The sequence below is a fragment of the Pseudomonas sp. PvP025 genome (assembly GCF_017832155.1).
GTDB lineage: Bacteria > Pseudomonadota > Gammaproteobacteria > Pseudomonadales > Pseudomonadaceae > Aquipseudomonas.
In genome coordinates this window covers 544,549-561,705 of record NZ_JAFIBJ010000001.1, presented here as the reverse complement: position 1 = coordinate 561,705, position 17,157 = coordinate 544,549, and the positions used below count along the sequence as shown (strand labels likewise).

Below are 17,157 nucleotides of genomic sequence, written 5' to 3'. Positions count from 1 at the left end.
CGCGTTTTGCTCGATGGGGGGCGCTTCGCACCCCAACGCGGGGCAAGCCCGCTCGCCACAATAAGCTCTTTAGCCACAGCGCCGGTTTGCCCGCAACTGAACAGCAGCTGAAGCACATCGCAATCAGCTTCAAACCATTTGATAAAGCCGTCCGGGTATTTGGATGATGGCCGGCCTGCGGTAGGCCACTCAGGAACATGCCGATCGTGGCGAGCGGGCTTGCCCTAATGCCGTTCAGTTAAGCGCAGATTCCCTGTGGCGAGCAGGCTTGTCCTGCGTTGGGCTGCGCAGCAGCCCCAAAGCCAGACGCTGAGCCGTATCAGGTACACCGCGTTTTGCTCGATGGGGGGCGCTTCGCACCCCAACGCGGGGCAAGCCCGCTCGCCACAACAAGCTCTTTAGCCACAGCGCCGGTTTGCCCGCAACTGAACAGCAGTTGAAGAACATCGCAATCAGCTTCAAACCATTTGATAAATCCGTCCGGATATTTGGATGATGGCCGGCCTGCGGTAGGCCACTCAGGAACATGCCGATCGTGGCGAGCGGGCTTGCCGTAATGCCGTTCAGTTAAGCGCAGATTCCCTGTGGCGAGCAGGCTTGTCCTGCGTTGGGCTGCGCAGCAGCCCCAAAGCCAGACGCTGAGCCGTATCAGGTACACCGCGTTTTGCTCGATGGGGGGCGCTTCGCACCCCAACGCGGGGCAAGCCCGCTCGCCACAACAAGCTCTTTAGCCACAGCGCCGGTTTGCCCGCAACTGAACAGCAGCTGAAGCACATCGCAATCAGCTTCAAACCATTTGATAAATCCGTCCGGGTATTTGGATGATGGCCGGCCTGCGGTAGGCCACTCAGGAACATGCCGATCGTGGCGAGCGGGCTTGCCCTAATGCCGTTCAGTTAAGCGCAGATTCCCTGTGGCGAGCAGGCTTGTCCTGCGTTGGGCTGCGCAGCAGCCCCAAAGCCAGGCGCTGAGCCGTATCAGGTACACCGCGTTTTGCTCGATGGGGGCGCTTCGCACCCCAACGCGGGGCAAGCCCGCTCGCCACAACAAGCTCTTTAGCCACAGCGCCGGTTTGCCCGCAACTGAACGGCAGCTGAAGCACATCGCAATCGGTTTCAAACCATTTGATAAATCCGTCCGGATATTTGGATGATGGCCGGCCTGCGGTAGGCCACTCAGGAACATGCCGATGATGCGTCGAAATTCTTTTGTGCTCTGCCTGTGTTTGCTGGCGGCGCCGCTGTGCCACGCCGCTGCGGCGCCTGAAGGCTTTGCCCGAGGGGTCAGCGGCGGCGGCCAGGCTGCCGCCGTGCACCCCGCCACCCTGGAGGAGTTGAAAAACGCTCTGTGCGACCGCTTCGATGCGCGCGGCAACTGCATCGACACCACGCCGCGCGTGATCGCTCTGGACCATACGTTCGATTTTCGCGGCTCCGTAGTAACCGACGGCAGCGCCCGGGTGACCGAGGCCGGTTGCATGGCCAACGCTTGCCCCAAGGGCGGTGGCCAGTGGGCCATCGACGGCGCCAACCATTTTTGCCAGTCCAAGCCGCCGGCCACGGTGAGCTATGACAAGGCCGGCCTGCAGCGCTTGAAGGTCGGTTCGAACAAGACGTTGCTGGGCGTGGGCGCCCATGCCGGGATTCAGGGCATCGGCTTGTTGATCGGCGGCGGCGCGCGCAATGTCATCGTGCGTAACCTCACGCTCTCGGACATTAACCCCCGCGTGGTCTGGGGCGGCGATGCGCTGACGCTGGACGACGCCGACGGCGTGTGGATCGACCACAACACCTTCGCGCGGATCGGCCGGCAGATGATCGTGAGCGGCTGGGGCAGCGCCACCCATGTGACGATTTCCAACAATGAATTCGACGGCCGCACGCCCTATTCGGCGACCTGTGACGGTCACCACTACTGGGTCTGGCTGTTTCTCGGTCATCACGACACCCTGACGCTGGTGGGCAACTACGTGCACGACACCTCGGGACGTGCGCCTCACGCCGGCGGAATGGGCGATGCCGAGGTGCGTGCGCAACTGGTCAACAATGTGTTCGCCCACCTGACTTACCAGGGCGCGATCATGTCGCGCACCGCCAGCGCCCATCTGCTGGTGGAAGGCAATGTCTTCGACGACGTGTCCCACCCGCTGTTCAACGATACCCGCCAGCCCGGCACCGCCTTCGCCCTCTTCGCCCCGGCCGCCGATAACGCGTGCCGGGCAGCCATCGGCAGGCCCTGTGTGCCGAACCAGCAGCATCAGAGTGGCGACGATTATCGCCCGCAGGACGCGGCGGCACTGGAGGCGTTCAGCCAATACCGCCAGTACCTCGTCGCACCGCAGCCGCCCGACAGGATGCGCCTGCAGGTGCCCCGCGATGCCGGTGCGGGCCATATGAACCTGGAGAAAAGCTGATGCGACGTCTCATGCTGATCATGCTGTGCACCCTGACAGCCCAGGCCCACGCCGCCGGTTTCGGCTTTACCCGCAGTGACTCGCACATCGTGGTCGACACCGGCGCCAACCTGGTCTTCAGTGTGGACACGCACAATGGCGACCTGGTCTCGATGCGCTATCGCGGCAACGAACTGCAGACCACCGAACCCAAGGCTTCGCAGATTGCTTCGGGCCTTGGCAGCGCACAGGTGGAGGCGCGCACCGTGGGCGATGTGATTGTGATCAGCGCGCGGTCAGGTGAGCTGATCCACTACTACCTCGCCAACAAAGGCCGCGCGGCGATCTACATGGCGACCTACGCGCCGACCCTGCTGCCGGTGGGCGAGCTGCGCTTTGTGGCGCGGCTGGATGTCAGCAAGCTGCCCAAGGCCCAGCGTGGCACCGACTCCAATGTCGGCACGGCCATCGAAGGCAAGGACGTGTTTTTGCTGGCCGACGGGCGCACCAGTTCCAAGTTCTATTCGGCGCAACCGATGATCGATGACCCCCTGCACGGCGTCAAAGGCCCGGGGGTGGCGGTGTACATGCTGATGGGCAACCGCGAGCTGAGCGCGGGCGGCCCGTTCTTCAAGGACATCGCCACGCAGAAAACCCCGGTCACCCACGAGCTGTACAACTATATGTTCTCCAACCACACCCAGACCGAGCCCTATCGCGGCGGCCTGCACGGCGTCTATGGGTTGCTGTTCACCGACGGTGACGCGCCAGGCGCAGCGTTGACCGACCTTGGGTTCGTCGACGACCGCCTGGGACTTGCCGGCTTTGTCGGCAGCGCAGAACGCGGTGCCCTCGCCGGCCAGGTTGGCGGCGTGGCCCATGGCCTGCCGGCAGTGGTGGGCTTGAGCAATGCCAACGCCCAATACTGGGCGCGGGCCGACGGCAACGGGCGGTTCCAGTTGACGGCGATGCGGCCGGGGCATTACCGCATGACGCTGTATCAGGGTGAACGTGAGGTGGCGCAGAGCTGGGTGGATATCAGCGCAGGCGCTACCAGCCAGGCGAGCTTGCAGGCACACCCGCCAGCGGGTCATGTGAAATGGCAGATCGGCACACCCGATGGCACGCCGGCCGGGTTTCTCAATGCGCGTCTGCTGCCCTGCGCCCATCCCAGTGATGCGCGCATGACCCCTTGGGCGCCCGTCACCTACAGCGTTGGCACCAGCAAGCCCGACGCCTTCCCCGCCGCGCAATGGCGCGACGTCAACAGCCCTACGCGCATCCAATTCGTCCTGGCTGCCAATGAGCTGCGCGCTTACCGCCTGCGCCTGTTCATCTCGCTGGCCCAGGCTGGCGGAAGGCCGACGGTGAGCGTGAATCAGCAGTGGACAGCGCCGCTGCCGCAGGCCTCCAACCAGCCGGACAGCCGTGGCATCACCCGTGGGACGTATCGAGGCAACAACACGGTGTTCGACGTCAATGTGCCGGCCACGGCCTTGCATGCAGGGGTAAATTCACTGGAGATTGGCGTGGCTTCGGGTAAAACGGGCCAGGGTTTTCTGAGCCCGGGCTTTGTGTTCGACAGTGTGCAGTGGGTGCAGGACTGATGCCTCGCGAACCCTGAAACAATTAGACATCTAATTGTTATTGACTCAATACAGAGCCAAAAAAATCAACACTATATTTCGAACAAACTTAAAGTTGCGAACAAGAGTGTCGATATTAATTCCACGGGTGAAAGCGCCCACACCTGAGGAGTTACCATGTTTTTGCGAAAACTAAATCTCGCACCGCGATCGGCTGTTTGTTTCGGTTTTTTCTGCCTGATCATTATTGCGATGGGGTTGCTGGCACTCAGGCAAGCCGGGCTGCTTAGAACAGCAGAGAAGTATGTCGAAACCAACGTGTTGCCCAGCGTACAACTGTTGGGCCAACTGGACCGGGAGTTTGTCACCATCCGAGGCAACAACGCCCGGGTGCGCAACCCGATCGAGCCCCAGGAGCGCCGGACCAAGGCGGTCAGCGATATCCAGCAATCGCGGCAGTTGATCGATCAATATGCGCAGTCCTTGAAAAACCTCATCGTCACGCCGCAAGGCCAGGAAGCGTTTGCACGTTTACGCGAAGTACAAGCCGACTATTTCAAGACTCAGGACAATTACCTTGCGTTAGTTAGCGCACAGCAATTGGAAGGCGCAGTCGCCATATCAAACGGGCCAATGAAAGTAGCGGCGGATAATGTCGAAACTGCATTAAAAGCGCTTATCAGCGTTAACCAGGACAAAGCAAAAAAAGCCGGACAGGAGGCCGATGACGTTTATGCGCAAACACTGATGATCGTCGGCGTGTTCCTGCTCCTGTCGATAACCGCCTCTTTACTGTTGGCCTGGCTTTACACCCGCAGCCTTACAGTGCCGATCAATCAATCCCTGCTGATGGCCCAGCGCATTGCCGCCAATGACTTGAGCCAGCGCATCGAGGTGGACGGCTCCGACGAAGCGGCGCAACTGTCAAAAGCCATCGCCACCATGCAGTCCAATCTGCGTGATGCACTGGCGCTGATCGGCGACTCCTCCACGCAACTGGCGGCCACCGCCGAAGAAATGCACGCCGTGACCGAGGGCGCGTCGCGCACCATCCAGCGGCAGAACCACGAAATTGAAATGGCGGCCACCGCCGTGACCGAAATGACCGCCGCCGTGGAGGAAGTCGCAGGCAATGCGGCCACCACCTCCGATCTGACCGCGCAATCCAGCTCGGCCGCCATCGCCGGGCGCAATCAGGTGAACGACACGGTCGCGGCCATCAACATGATGGTCGCCAACGTGCAGTCCACCTCCGGTGAAGTGCAAGTGCTGGCGACCATGGCCAATGACATCAGCAAGGTGCTGGACGTGATCCGGGCGATTGCCGAGCAAACCAACTTGCTGGCGTTGAACGCCGCCATTGAAGCCGCGCGCGCCGGTGAAGCCGGTCGTGGCTTCGCGGTGGTGGCCGATGAAGTAAGAGCCCTGGCCCATCGCACGCAGAAATCCACCCAGGAAATCGAGCAGATGGTCAGCTCGATCCAGACGGGCACGGGCAATGCGGTGTCGTCGATGAACCAGACCAGCGCTCAAGCCAGCAAGACCCTGGACATGGCCAACGGCGCCGGCAAAGTGCTGGGCGACATCACCGACTCCCTGAGTCAGATCAACGAGCGCAACCTGATGATTGCCACCGCCGCCGAGGAACAGGCCCAGGTCGCGCGCGAAGTGGATCGCAACCTGGTGAGCATCCGCGACTTGTCCAGCGAGGCCTCCGAAGGCTCGAACCAGACGGCGATTGCCACAGCCGAGCTGACCAAGCTGGCGACCGACCTCAATCAGCTGACCCGCCAGTTCAAGCTTTAGGCCGGGTCGCCAGCCGGTTGCAGCCGTACAACAGCATGCCCAACAGCAGCAGTGCGCCGCCCCGCAACCAGGTGTCGAGGCTCTGCTGGCTGAGCAGGAGCAGGCACGACACAATCGCCAGCACCGGCACCCAGGTGGGCACGCGAAAATGGTCGACGTCGAGGGTGTCACGGCGCAGTACCAGCACCGCCAGGTTGGTGCTCAGAAACACAAAGAGCAGCAACAGCACCACCGTCTGCGCCAAGGCCGCCAGGGTGCCGGTCAACGTCAATGCAATGGCCACCAGGCTGCTGGCGATGATTGCCACCCAGGGCGTACGCCGCTTGGGCAGCACCCGCGACAACGGCTCGGGCAGCAGGCCCAGGCGGGCCATGCCGTAGGTCAGGCGGCTGGCCATGATCATGGTCAGCAGCGCGCCGTTGGCCACCGCCACCAGGGCAATGAACGCAAACAGCCTGGGCGGGATGTTCAAGCCTGAGGCGCGCACCACTTCCAGTAACGGCGCCGAGGTCGCCATCAGCCTGTCCATTGGCAGCACGGTGGACGCGGCGACACCTACCGCCATGTAAACAACGCCCGCCGTCACCAGCGCGCCGAACAGCGCACGCGGGTACACCTTGCGCACGTCACGGATTTCTTCGGCGAGGTTGGCCGATGTCTCGAAGCCGACAAACGAGTAGAACGCCAGCAACGCCGCGCCGAGCACGGCGAGCATCGGGTTGATGCCGGGCTTGAATTCGAACGCGCGGCCCAGGTTGGCGTCGCCCATCTGGAAACACCAGGCCGCCGCGACCACCACCAGTAACAGCCCGGACAGTTCAATCGCCGTCATGAGCATGTTGGCGCCCAGCGACTCCTTGATCCCGCGCGCATTCAGCAGCGCAATCACCAGCAGAAAGATCGGCGCAGCCAGAGGGGGCGAGATATCGATGAACGCTGCCAGGTAGTCGCCGGCAAACGCCAGCGAAAGCCCGGCGGCGCTGGTCACCGCTGCGGCGAGCATGCTGAAGCCGACCAGAAAGGAAATCAGTGGCGACTTGAAGGCCTTTTCGGCGAACACCGACGCGGCGCCCGCGTGCGGGTATTTGGTCACCAGCTCCGCGTAGGAGCCGGCAGTGAGCATGGCGAAGAACAGTGCCACCAGCAGCGGCACCCAGATCGCCCCGCCCACCTCGCCGGCAATGGTGCCGGCCAGCGCATAGACGCCGGCGCCGAGCACGTCACCGAGGATGAACAGAAACAGCATCGGGCCGCTAATGGCCCGGCGCAGGGACGGTTTGGCGCTACTGGGGGATTGGGTCATGGGCGGCTCTGGCGGCAGGTGATGAAGGCATCCTTGGTGGAGGACTGTTGCACAGTTGAAGTTCCATCAGGATGGCGAAGCTGCGGGCAAATGAGGCTCGCCCGTGCATTTCGTCGCCTCACCTCGCGCACCGTCCACATCGCAACTACTGTATAAATGAACAGTAAAAAAACACCTCACTTAAGGACAAGTATCATGACCGACGATCTGAAGCAGTCAGGCTCCAGCACCACTTCGCAGACCACTGTCTCACTGGAACAGGCCAAGGCCGGCAGGGTGCTGGAGTTCACCTGGGCCCCCAATACCAACACCACCACCACCATCCTCTCGGCAGACTGTGTCGACTATCGGGTCGACACCTCCCAGGGCAGCCCGACGGGCGACAGCCACTCCATTGCGCGGCTTACCTACGTGCAGGGCAAGGGCGGCGGCCAGATCGGCACGCTGTACCTCGAAGAACTGCGCACGGGCGTACGCACCAACACCCAGATCGGGCTGATGGTCGGTCGCAAATGGGTGTTTGACTCCGATGCCGACACCACCGGCAGCATCGGCACTTATGTGGTCGAGCAATTTGATGACATGCGCGCCAGCGTCAATTACGTGGGCGCTTTCGCCCGCGTCTTTGCCGACCCCAGGATGGTGACCTACCACGCCGGTGGCCACGTGCACACCAACACCTCGATCACCGGCAGTCGCCCCCTGACCATGGCCGATTCAGGCAAATCGATTCTGGTCATCAGCAACACCGACGTCACCCTGACGATAGGTGAGGAAGTCACCGAAGGGTTCAAGGTGACGCTGATCCAGGCCGCCGCCGGCAAGATCAACCTCGCTGCTGCGGGCGACCATACGCTGTACAGCAACGCCGGCAGCCGCATGAACACGCTCAATCCACTGGACGAGCTGGAAATCAGCTCCTTTCCCGCAGGCCCGGTGTTTCTGGCCTTTCGGGTCAGGCCTGCTGCTTAGCGGTCGGGGGCGCTGGCAAGGAGGGCAACAGGCGCTGATCTTCGCGCAGCAGACAACGGCCCACATAAGCGCCGTTGTGCTGCTTGCGATCAGAGCCTGACCCAATTCAGATCCACCGCCCCCTGAATACCGTCAACCTGTCCCTTGCTGCTGTGCTGCCACCATCGCCAACTCTTGCCCTGCTTGTTCCATGTTTGCGGAACTGTAGGTTCGGTGACGTTCCAGTTGGCGATCCACAGCGGGCATTCGCTAAAGTCATATGTGTGCCAGGCCACGCGGTTGTTCCAGATGTTGGGCGAGGCATAAATATGCGGATAGGCCCCCTCCAGCAGCGAAACCCGAACAAGCGTCACCAACTGGAACAGGGCGTCCGCCATCTGATCCGCAGTGGCGCTTTCGTTGCGATGGGTCTCGACATCAATGGCCAAAATGTCCTGCCCGAGCTTGAAGTCCACCTCGGCAAGGCGCGCCTTGATATTGGCCAGTTGCTCACACGGCGTGCTGCTCAACGCACGGAAATAGTGGTAAACCCCGGCCTTCAAGCCGTTCGCCTTCATCCCCTGGAAGTTCTCGACAAATGTGGGATCGGTGTAGTCACCGCCCTCGGTCATCTTCGCTATCGCATGGGTGATGCCGGCGCCCGCCACGCGCGCCCAGTCGATGTTGCCCTGCCAGCGCGACACGTCGATACCGCATGCATTTTCCCGACTGTTCGATTCTTCACAACTCATCTCTGCTCTCCTGCAATGGGTGATCGTCGCATTTTTCCATCGGCGATCAGCTCACATGCACTATCGGAGTAGCACTTTCTGGGGGTGCGCGTAGTGGACTTGCATAGTCACGCCTACTCAAGGATGCACCGGCGTCTCCCCTGTTCAGCTCCCAGTATTGATGCCTGCCTCGCCATCAAGCTCTACCGACTTGACTCCGGGTATGCCACGCAACCTCTGTTCAAGTTGGTCGGGATTATCTGACTTCGGCGTCTTGACGGCAAAGCCGCCAAGATTGTCATAAGTAAACAGGATCTTTGCGCCGGCTTTATTGATTTCACGCTGGATCAGCGTGCGCTTGAGGTGGGTATTACAATCACACAAGACGATGAACGTGGACGGGACGTGTGACGAAGGCGTCTTTATTTCCGTCGCTCCAGCGTTGAGCGACGAGACGGACAACACGCCTGCAATCAATAATAAAAGCCGATACTTCATAGCCGTAGCACTCCATTTTAAATACGCACGTTATAGACAGCGGTGTGACACAGACGACCCCGGAAACTTTCTATTCGACCCAACTGGGCGCGCGAAAATGGCCATCCGTTTCGTCGACCCCTTCCGACAAGATACTTAATGCAGCGTCAACGGCGGCCTCTTTGACAAAGAGTGAACAGTCGACCAGCCTGTGCGTGAAATCACCCAGCACCCACAGGCCTGGCTTTACTTCAGCGACTTTCGTATAGGTACCGAGCGCGTCCAGCAGCCTTTCACTTGCATTGATTACAACAATATCGGCATGACCACGCACAGGTTTCGCGTCAGCCCTCGAGTCGTCCATAAGACTGCATAGCGCTGCCATCTGCGCAGCACTCATGGCGCTCTCGAAGACGTGTTTAATATGGTGCTCGAAGTGATGATCCATTGAGGAACTCCTGTTTTTTTACCACTGTTACCAGGCTGACACCCTGTTGGTTTTTTTGGCAGACATGCAGGGAACGTTGTCATACAGACTTTCCGGCCCCTCGGAAAAAGCCAGGCGTGTCGCGATCTATAGTTTGAACCGCATGACCCTCTGATTAAGCTCAACCGCCAGGCGCGAAAGCTCATGGCTCGCCGAGTTGGTCTGATGGGCACCTGCTGATGTTTGCAGTGACAAATCACGGATGTTAACCAGGTTGCGGTCAACCTCTCGCGACACCTGGGCCTGCTCTTCGGCGGCGCTGGCAATCACCAGGTTTCGCTCGCAGATTTCGCCAACGCTGCGGGTAATTTCCTCCAGTGCTTGCCCCGCACTGCGGGCCACACCCAGTGTGGCCTGGGCTCGAACACTGCTGTTTTGCATTGACGCGACCGCCTGGCTGCTGCCCTGCTGTATGCCGCTGACCATCACCTCGATTTCCTGAGTGGACTGTTGCGTGCGATGAGCCAGCGCCCGCACTTCGTCGGCAACGACGGCAAAACCTCGGCCCGCCTCACCGGCTCGAGCAGCCTCGATGGCCGCGTTGAGGGCCAGCAGGTTGGTTTGCTCGGCAATGGCGCGAATCACATCCAGCACCTTGCCAATGTCGCGCGTCTGACCTGCCAGGCTGCCCACTTGCTCGGCAGTGACCTCGACATCGGTGGTCATCTGCTCAATGGCATTGACCGTGTCCTGGACGCGCTGACGGCCTTGCATCGCCGCCGCACTCGACTGTTGCGAGGCGGTCGACGTACTCACAGCATTGCTGGCCACTTCTTCAACGGCGGCGGTCATCTGATTGACGGCTGCCGCCGCCTGCTCGATCTGGTTGTTCTGCTGCTCGAGCGTACTTGAGCCTTCCTCGGTGACGGCGTTGAGCTCTTCGGCGGCCAACGCCAATTGGGTCGCCGAGCCGGAGATATGCTGCAAGGTATCGCGCAGGTTGGTCTGCATGGCTGTCAAAGCCTGTTGCAGGCGAGTCACCTCGTCACGGCCCTGAATGTGCACAGTCTGGGTCAGATCACCTCGGGCTACGTCTTCGGCTGTTCGTAGGGCGTCATTGAGGGGACGAATAATGCTTCGCGTCAGGATAACGGCCAGTAACGCGGTCAGAACGGCCGTCAATATCAGTACTGCGATGATGACGTTACGTGCCGTCAGGTAGTTGCTGGAAGACGCCATCACTGCAGCTTCTGAATCCTTGCGGTTATCCTCCAGCAGCCAGTCAACCAGTGGCGCCATTTGGCTTGAGTACTTCTTGAGATCCCCTTTGATCAAAGCCCGGATCTCATCTTCACGGTTGGCCAGCGATGCCTTGCGCAGTTCATCCTGCGCCTTCACATAATGACCAAGCGCTTCCTTGAACTGGCCAAACCTGGCCGTTTCTTCATCGCCATTGAGCAGCGGCTCGTAGTCATTGACTATTCGGTCTGCTTTTTTAGTCAACTCTTCGATGCGCGCATCAGACTTTTCAATATCCGCCTGGCCTGCGCTACGGTTGACCAATACCGCATAAGACATGGTGCGAAGGCGCGCTGTCGTATCCGCCAATTCTCCCAGAAGGCGAGTGGGCGCCAGCCCGCCTTTAACGATGGACTGGGTCGTGTGATACAGGTCAGCCATCTTGCCCAGGCTCATTACACCGAGGAACAGTACAAACAAGGCCATGAAGGCGAAAAAGAGTGAGGCACGCGGCGCGATACCAAGATTACGAAGCGTCATGATGGGTCGACTCAATAGGATACAGGCCAATAGCGAATCAGCGGGAGTCGGTTGCGAGAGCCGTTATAAGCCTTGAGCTCTAACGACCTCCCCCGCTGCTGCATGCAACTTCTCCTCCCGTTGGCCTTACATGAAGTTATAGGTGTAATCGAAAATAAGGCGGGTTTGATCGGTATTGGATCCCCCCGAGCCGTCGCCTCGATACGCACCGTGTCGCAGCGTCGCGCTCAGGTTTTTCAGCGGTCCTTCCTGCACGGTGTAGGCAACACGCATGTCGCGTTCCCACTCAGAATGATCACTGCCGTTTTTCACGTCCCTGATGTCATCACCGTGCAAGTAGGCGACGCTCATTTTCAAACCGGAAATGCCCATGGAAGCGAAGTTGAAGCTGTATTGGCCGAATGTCGTATTTTCCCCTGCACGGGCGAACTGATTGATCATGCTGTTGGTGAACAGATAGAAATCCGACCCGCCCTGGCCCTCGTTACGCCCACGGCTGTCGGCGATGCTTCCATTATTGACCCACACAAACCCGCCATCATCACTCACGCGCTGATGACCGACCATGATGGAGTGACCGCCGAGGGCATAAGTAAACATGGCACTCCATGTCTTGTTGGAAACCTCACCTGCCTCTTTTGCGTAACCACCATTGTTGTTGAAGCGATAACCCACCTGGCCATTCTTGCCATCGGAGTTGCTGTCGAAGTAACGCAGGTCGGTTTTCAGGGTTTGATCATTGCCAATCGGCACCAGATAAACCAGGCCGAGGAAGGTTTGATTGTAAAAATCCTTCAGTTGAGAGTGATAGGCTTGAGCGGTCAAGTTCCTGGTAATTTTCCAGTCGGCTCCCGCGAACTGGAAACTGTTGGAGTCCTTTGTTGCGCCGGATACAGACAGCCCGGAACTATTGCTGGAGGCGCGGCCAACAGCGTCCGTGATCTTGCCGACGTTCAGCGTTACATCATTGAGTACTTTGGAAGTTAACATACCGCCCTGGAAAGTCTGCGGCAGCACACGACTTTCGCTGGCATTGAGAATCGGCAGTTCAGGACTTAGTGCATTGCCCACCTTCAGCGTTGTATCGGCGAGTTTGACCTTCACGTTGGCGCCCGCGCGACTCCAGGTCTGTTCAGCAGAGCCATCCGAATCGCTTGGCGAAAACGTGTTTTTATCCGGATGATGCCCCCTGCCCCCATCCAGATGAATCCCCGTGAGCACTTGCGCATCCAGGCCCAGGCCAATCGTGCCTTGGGTATAGCCCGACGCATAATTGAAGAGCAGCCCCTGGGCGGCTTCCTTCTGATCCGCACCACCGGCGCGGTTGTCGTTATTGAAATACAGGGTGCGCGAGCTGATGCTTGCCTTGGATCCAGAGATAAAGTCGCCTGCGCCTGCTGCTTCGCCGGCATATACGCTGAACGACGATACGTTGGCGAGCGCAATGGCCACCGCCAGAGTTTGCTTGTTCATACTGCCCCCAAATAGTGTGCCAACGAACGTGGCTTATTAACACCGCAGCGATAAGCGGCGCTTTTTTATAGTTGAATGGGTCCGCGGGCCAGCCCATCAATGATGATCACTGACGGGCACCCTTGAGATTAATGAAAACGCTGGAACTTTCTGACCTGTTGACTAACAGTATCCAAACGCGGAGCGTCTTATTGGCGCGCTAACTCATGGAGCGCTATCAAAAGACTCTTTGAGTCCACGCTGGTTATTTAGCGCCTGTTATAACCGGACAGGTCTTGGGTGTCGGTTGATCAAACAACACAGCCATCCCGCAGTTGGAGGTAAACATTTTCAAATTATCGTGGCCGACGCCTGGCACCATGACCACCTTCTGTTTCAAGTGCGCCGGGTGCCGCTTTTTCATGTAATCGAAATAAGCGCGTCCTCGCGCGAGCCGATAAGGCCCTTGCGACATACCCGCGCATGACCGATCGATGAAGTGTTTGTAGGGGTCTGTGTCTGCCTCACCGAGCAGGTACACGACATTGCGCGCGGCATAGTCGGACTCCAGCGTTTTCACATTCTGCGATGACACATACTCGGGGCCGTCCTTGAGTTGATATTTCCATTTGGTCGCTTCCGGGCACGCACCGCCTGCCAGAGCCTGGCTGTCGGGGCGTTCGTCACTGAAGTACAAATAGCTGGATGGATTGGCAACCACGTAGCGAAGATCGATATGGGCACGCGTCAATATCGGATCGGCGCGCCCCACTACGGCATAACGTTGCAGGATCTGCGCGCCGGCCGAGTGCCCCATCAACACCACGCTGGACAGCGCCGGGTACAGACGTTTATCGGCAAAATGCTCGAGCAGCGCGTCAAGCGCCGCGAAGGAACTGAGGGGCACAGGCCCGACCGCCGCCTCTCCACCTTTCCAGCCCTCCTGCGTCCACGCCAGACTCCGGGCAGGCAGCGAAAAGGCTTTCACATCCGGAGCCGTCAGAAATTGCGGGGCAACCATCATTGCCCCTTTGCCCAGCGATCCAGCGCCCGCGAGGATCTGTTGACCCGTTGCGAAATAGGTGTCGGCGTTTCTGAGCGTGCCATGTATGACGATAAACACTTTCGTGACGTCCGGCGCTACCGCGTTGATATCGCCACTGGCAAACACCGGAATCACGCCTTCGCCGCTCGGGCCACGGACCAGCAGTTGCTGATTGCCTACTTTTTTAACCGGTTCATCCAGTACGGCGTCGGCGTTGGCAACCACCGCTTTTGGCGGTAACTGCTGACATCCGTACAGTGCGATGGACAAGGGGACACACAGCAGAACACCTTTGGCGTTCTTCAACGTTTTTATTATTTTCATCATTGCGCTCCAGGTTGAAGGGGTCTTCATCACAACATCAACATTCGTCAAAACGCTCAGGTCGTTGCCTCTTGAACGTGCAACCGATCCTCTGCGGCGTAGATCGCCGTATGCAGCCCGCCCTCGGCATCGCGCCAGGCGCGGTACATGCCGGGTGTATTGAACACCAGCGCGGTGTCACCGTTGGGGGCCACGGCAACCACGCCGCCGTTGCCGCCCACCGCTTTCAGCTCACCCAGCACCACCTGGTCGCACGCCTTGCGCAGTCTGGCGCCGGCGTATCGCATGCGTGCGGCGATGTCGTGGGCGACGGCACATCGAATGAAAAACTCGCCATGCCCGGTGGCGGAAATAGCCGCGCTGCGGTTGTCGGCCCAGGTGCCGGCACCAATCAGCGGCGTATCACCGATGCGTCCGTAACGCTTGTTGGTAATGCCGCCGGTGGATGTCGCTGCGGCCACCTGGCCGCTGCGATCCAACGCCACCGCCCCCACCGTGCCGAACTTTTTCTCGATACCGCCGGGTTCCAGGCTGAGCGTTTGCGGGCTCAGGCGCTGGGCTTGCCATTGCCTGCGGCGCAGTTCGGTGTCGAACCATGCATTGTCGACCTGCTCCAGCGCCTGGGCGGCAACGAACTGGTCGGCACCGACGCCAGACAACAGCACGTGGTCGCTGTGTTCGAGCACCGCACGCGCAGCCTTGATGGGGTTGCGCGCAAAATGGATCCCGGCCACGGCGCCCGCTTCACGGTGGTCGCCGCTCATGATCGCGGCGTCCATTTCATGATCGCCCTTGTCCGTGAATACGGCGCCTCTGCCTGCGTTGAACCAGGGACACTCCTCAAGTTCCACCACGCTGGCCTGGGCGGCGTCGAGCGCGCTGCCGCCCCCCTCCAGGATGCTCAGTCCGGCCTTGAGCGCGCTCAGCAGACTGGCGTGCACGGCGTTCTCGTCTTCGGCGCTCAAAACGCCCGCTTGCAGGACGCCGGCCCCGCCGTGCAACGCGATTGCGATAGGAGATGTCATGCCGGCTGCGCCCCATGGTTCAGAATCTGGTTGAGGAAGCGTTGCGTGCGTGGCGACTGCGGCGAATGGAAAAACTCGGAAGGCGGCGCCTGCTCAATGATTTCTCCACCATCCATGAACACCACACGGTCGGCCACCTTGCGAGCGAAACCCATTTCGTGGGTCACACAGATCATGGTCATGCCGTCTTCGGCCAGGCCGGTCATCACCTCAAGCACTTCGGCGATCATTTCCGGGTCCAGTGCGGAGGTCGGCTCATCGAACAACATGATCCGTGGCTGCATGCACAGTGCGCGCGCGATGGCGATGCGTTGCTGCTGGCCGCCGGAGAGCTGCGAGGGATACTTGTTGGCGTGATCACGCATCATCACCTTGTCCAGCAACTGCAAGGCGCGCTCGATGGCTTCGGCCACCGGCACACCCAGGTTGGCCGTTTGAGGAAGGGTGCAATTCTTCAGCACCGTAAGGTGCGGGAACAGATTGAAGCTCTGGAAACACATACCCACCTGGCGACGCAACTGCTCCAGATGCTTGCCGTCAAGTGCGTGGCCCAGGACTTCGATCGTGCCCTGCTGGTGCTGCTCGAGCTGGTTGATGCAACGAATGAGCGTCGACTTGCCGGAGCCCGAAGGCCCGCAGATCACCAGCTTTTCACCCGGCGCCACCGACAGTGAAATATCGCGCAGCACGTGGGTCTGTCCGTACCACTTGTTGAGGTTTTCGATACGCACGACAGGGCCGACATCGGTGTGATTGGCAATGTTCATGAGCGGTCATGCTCCAGGTTATTTTCGAGATGGCGGGCATAGCGCGACAACGCGAAGCAAATAATGAAGAAGTACAGGGCAAGGAAGATGTAGATCTCGTGGTCATGCCCCGCCCATTCAGCGGACGCGGCCGTGCTGCTGGCGATGCCGACGATGTCCAGCACGCCGACAACCATCACCAGCGTGGTTTCCTTGAACAGGCCGATAAACTGGGTCAACAGTGGAGGAATGGTCTGCCGGAGCACCTGCGGCAGGATGATGTGCCCCATGGTTTTCCAGTAACCGAAGCCCAGCGCCTGCGCCGCCTCGTATTGCCCCTTGGGCAAGCTCTGCAAGCCGCCGCGCACGGTTTCGGCCATGTAGGCCGCGGTGAACAGGATCAGCACCACCTGCACCCGCAGCAGAATGTCGAACGCCACACCCGGCGGCAGGAACAACTGGATCATCAGCGACGCCATGAACAACAGGCTGATCACCGGTACCGAGCGCACCAGCTCGATGTACAGCACGCAGAGAAGGCGGATGACCGGCTTCTTCGAGCGCCGCCCCAGCGCCAGCAGAATGCCCAGCGGCAGCGCGAAAATCATGCCGATGGTGCCCAGCATCACGGTCACGGTCATGCCGGCAAACTGCGTTGACGAAACGCCTGGCAGGCCTGCGCCGCCCTTGAGCAGCCACCACATCAGCAGCGGCAACATCACCAGGTACGCCAGTAAGGCGCGGCGGTCCAGACGCTTGAAAAACAACAGGACAAACGCACCGACCGCCAGCAGGAATGCCAGGTTGACTCTCCAGCGCTGAGCTTCCGGGTAGAAACCGTAAACGAAGAGATTCCAGCGCTCGATGACCGGTAACCAGCAGGCGGCGTTAGGGTTGCAGGCGTCGCGGGTGCTGCCGACGAACGTCGCGTCCAGCACCAGCCAGTTGAGCGCCTTGGGGATGCACACTGCCAGCAAAGCTAGCACCAGCAGGGTCAGCAACGAGTGGCCGACACTGGGGAACATCGACTGGCGCACCCAGCGCCAGACGCGCACCGAGAGGGTCGACTGCGGTGGCAAACGCACCGGGACGATATGAGTCAATTCGTTCATG

Annotated in this window: 14 protein-coding genes; 4 read left to right on the top strand and 10 right to left on the bottom strand. The window is 60.1% G+C overall.

The genetic code is table 11. From position 1 onward, the window contains the following. Nucleotides 1-1,189 precede the first annotated feature (1,189 nt). From JOE32_RS02395 to JOE32_RS02385, 3 genes are all read left to right on the top strand, one after another. Nucleotides 1,190-2,413, top strand: coding sequence for a pectate lyase (locus JOE32_RS02395; protein ID WP_209981077.1), 1,224 nt, complete (start codon nucleotides 1,190-1,192; stop codon nucleotides 2,411-2,413). After that, nucleotides 2,413-3,999 carry a rhamnogalacturonan lyase B N-terminal domain-containing protein gene (locus JOE32_RS02390; protein WP_209981075.1) on the top strand — a complete coding sequence of 529 codons (1,587 nt, stop codon included), beginning with the start codon at nucleotides 2,413-2,415 and terminating at the stop codon, nucleotides 3,997-3,999. Before JOE32_RS02395 ends, JOE32_RS02390 begins: the two co-directional genes overlap by 1 nt. 156 nt (nucleotides 4,000-4,155) lie before the next feature. Then, nucleotides 4,156-5,784: a methyl-accepting chemotaxis protein gene (locus tag JOE32_RS02385; RefSeq protein ID WP_209981072.1), complete on the top strand. Its 1,629-nt coding sequence runs from the start codon at nucleotides 4,156-4,158 to the stop codon at nucleotides 5,782-5,784. Here the strand turns inward: JOE32_RS02385 and JOE32_RS02380 are convergent. Then, complete coding sequence (locus tag JOE32_RS02380) at nucleotides 5,774-7,087, bottom strand: APC family permease (protein ID WP_209981070.1); 1,314 nt, start codon at nucleotides 7,085-7,087, stop codon at nucleotides 5,774-5,776. The genes JOE32_RS02385 and JOE32_RS02380 overlap by 11 nt on opposite strands. 195 nt (nucleotides 7,088-7,282) lie before the next feature. Here JOE32_RS02380 and JOE32_RS02375 point away from each other — a divergent pair, with 195 nt between their 5' ends. Next, complete coding sequence (locus JOE32_RS02375; RefSeq protein ID WP_209981068.1) at nucleotides 7,283-8,059, top strand: hypothetical protein; 777 nt, start codon at nucleotides 7,283-7,285, stop codon at nucleotides 8,057-8,059. Nucleotides 8,060-8,148: 89 nt separating this feature from the next. Here the strand turns inward: JOE32_RS02375 and JOE32_RS02370 are convergent, their stop codons facing one another. The 9 genes from JOE32_RS02370 to JOE32_RS02330 all read right to left on the bottom strand — a co-directional run bounded on the left by JOE32_RS02370 (nucleotide 8,149) and on the right by JOE32_RS02330 (nucleotide 17,156). Beyond that, a complete protein-coding gene (locus JOE32_RS02370; RefSeq protein ID WP_209981066.1) occupies nucleotides 8,149-8,790 on the bottom strand; it encodes a glycoside hydrolase family 25 protein in 642 nt (213 codons plus the stop codon). A 144-nt stretch (nucleotides 8,791-8,934) separates the two neighbouring features. After that, on the bottom strand, nucleotides 8,935-9,267 hold the full coding sequence (locus JOE32_RS02365) for a hypothetical protein (RefSeq protein WP_209981064.1): 333 nt from the start codon (nucleotides 9,265-9,267) through the stop codon (nucleotides 8,935-8,937). A gap of 70 nt (nucleotides 9,268-9,337) precedes the next feature. Continuing rightward, entirely contained in the window at nucleotides 9,338-9,694 is a 357-nt protein-coding gene (locus JOE32_RS02360) for a hypothetical protein (RefSeq protein ID WP_209981062.1), read from the bottom strand. Nucleotides 9,695-9,820: 126 nt separating this feature from the next. Further along, nucleotides 9,821-11,452, bottom strand: a complete 1,632-nt coding sequence (locus JOE32_RS02355) for a methyl-accepting chemotaxis protein (RefSeq protein ID WP_209981060.1) — start codon at nucleotides 11,450-11,452, stop codon at nucleotides 9,821-9,823. A gap of 126 nt (nucleotides 11,453-11,578) precedes the next feature. Then, nucleotides 11,579-12,925, bottom strand: coding sequence for an OprD family outer membrane porin (locus JOE32_RS02350; RefSeq protein WP_209981058.1), 1,347 nt, complete (start codon nucleotides 12,923-12,925; stop codon nucleotides 11,579-11,581). Nucleotides 12,926-13,169: 244 nt separating this feature from the next. Continuing rightward, the gene (locus tag JOE32_RS02345) at nucleotides 13,170-14,273 is read right to left on the bottom strand and encodes an alpha/beta fold hydrolase (protein WP_209981056.1); all 1,104 of its coding nucleotides are present in this window, start codon (nucleotides 14,271-14,273) and stop codon (nucleotides 13,170-13,172) included. Nucleotides 14,274-14,329: 56 nt separating this feature from the next. Beyond that, on the bottom strand, nucleotides 14,330-15,298 hold the full coding sequence (locus JOE32_RS02340) for an isoaspartyl peptidase/L-asparaginase (protein WP_209981054.1): 969 nt from the start codon (nucleotides 15,296-15,298) through the stop codon (nucleotides 14,330-14,332). Further along, the gene (locus tag JOE32_RS02335; protein ID WP_209981052.1) at nucleotides 15,295-16,065 is read right to left on the bottom strand and encodes an amino acid ABC transporter ATP-binding protein; all 771 of its coding nucleotides are present in this window, start codon (nucleotides 16,063-16,065) and stop codon (nucleotides 15,295-15,297) included. Before JOE32_RS02335 ends, JOE32_RS02340 begins: the two co-directional genes overlap by 4 nt. Beyond that, nucleotides 16,062-17,156, bottom strand: coding sequence for an amino acid ABC transporter permease (locus JOE32_RS02330; protein WP_209981049.1), 1,095 nt, complete (start codon nucleotides 17,154-17,156; stop codon nucleotides 16,062-16,064). Before JOE32_RS02330 ends, JOE32_RS02335 begins: the two co-directional genes overlap by 4 nt. Nucleotide 17,157: the final 1 nt, after the last annotated feature.

Bases quoted from the DNA above. Each gene is read 5' to 3' on its own strand.
- JOE32_RS02335 (WP_209981052.1), bottom strand. From the start codon at position 16,065: ATGAACATTGCCAATCACACCGATGTCGGCCCTGTCGTGCGTATCGAA.
- JOE32_RS02360 (WP_209981062.1), bottom strand. From the start codon at position 9,694: ATGGATCATCACTTCGAGCACCATATTAAACACGTCTTCGAGAGCGCC.
- JOE32_RS02340 (WP_209981054.1), bottom strand. From the start codon at position 15,298: ATGACATCTCCTATCGCAATCGCGTTGCACGGCGGGGCCGGCGTCCTG.
- JOE32_RS02395 (WP_209981077.1), top strand. From the start codon at position 1,190: ATGATGCGTCGAAATTCTTTTGTGCTCTGCCTGTGTTTGCTGGCGGCG.
- JOE32_RS02380 (WP_209981070.1), bottom strand. From the start codon at position 7,087: ATGACCCAATCCCCCAGTAGCGCCAAACCGTCCCTGCGCCGGGCCATT.
- JOE32_RS02390 (WP_209981075.1), top strand. From the start codon at position 2,413: ATGCGACGTCTCATGCTGATCATGCTGTGCACCCTGACAGCCCAGGCC.
- JOE32_RS02355 (WP_209981060.1), bottom strand. From the start codon at position 11,452: ATGACGCTTCGTAATCTTGGTATCGCGCCGCGTGCCTCACTCTTTTTC.
- JOE32_RS02370 (WP_209981066.1), bottom strand. From the start codon at position 8,790: ATGAGTTGTGAAGAATCGAACAGTCGGGAAAATGCATGCGGTATCGAC.
- JOE32_RS02345 (WP_209981056.1), bottom strand. From the start codon at position 14,273: ATGAAAATAATAAAAACGTTGAAGAACGCCAAAGGTGTTCTGCTGTGT.
- JOE32_RS02375 (WP_209981068.1), top strand. From the start codon at position 7,283: ATGACCGACGATCTGAAGCAGTCAGGCTCCAGCACCACTTCGCAGACC.
- JOE32_RS02330 (WP_209981049.1), bottom strand. From the start codon at position 17,156: ATGAACGAATTGACTCATATCGTCCCGGTGCGTTTGCCACCGCAGTCG.
- JOE32_RS02365 (WP_209981064.1), bottom strand. From the start codon at position 9,267: ATGAAGTATCGGCTTTTATTATTGATTGCAGGCGTGTTGTCCGTCTCG.
- JOE32_RS02350 (WP_209981058.1), bottom strand. From the start codon at position 12,925: ATGAACAAGCAAACTCTGGCGGTGGCCATTGCGCTCGCCAACGTATCG.
- JOE32_RS02385 (WP_209981072.1), top strand. From the start codon at position 4,156: ATGTTTTTGCGAAAACTAAATCTCGCACCGCGATCGGCTGTTTGTTTC.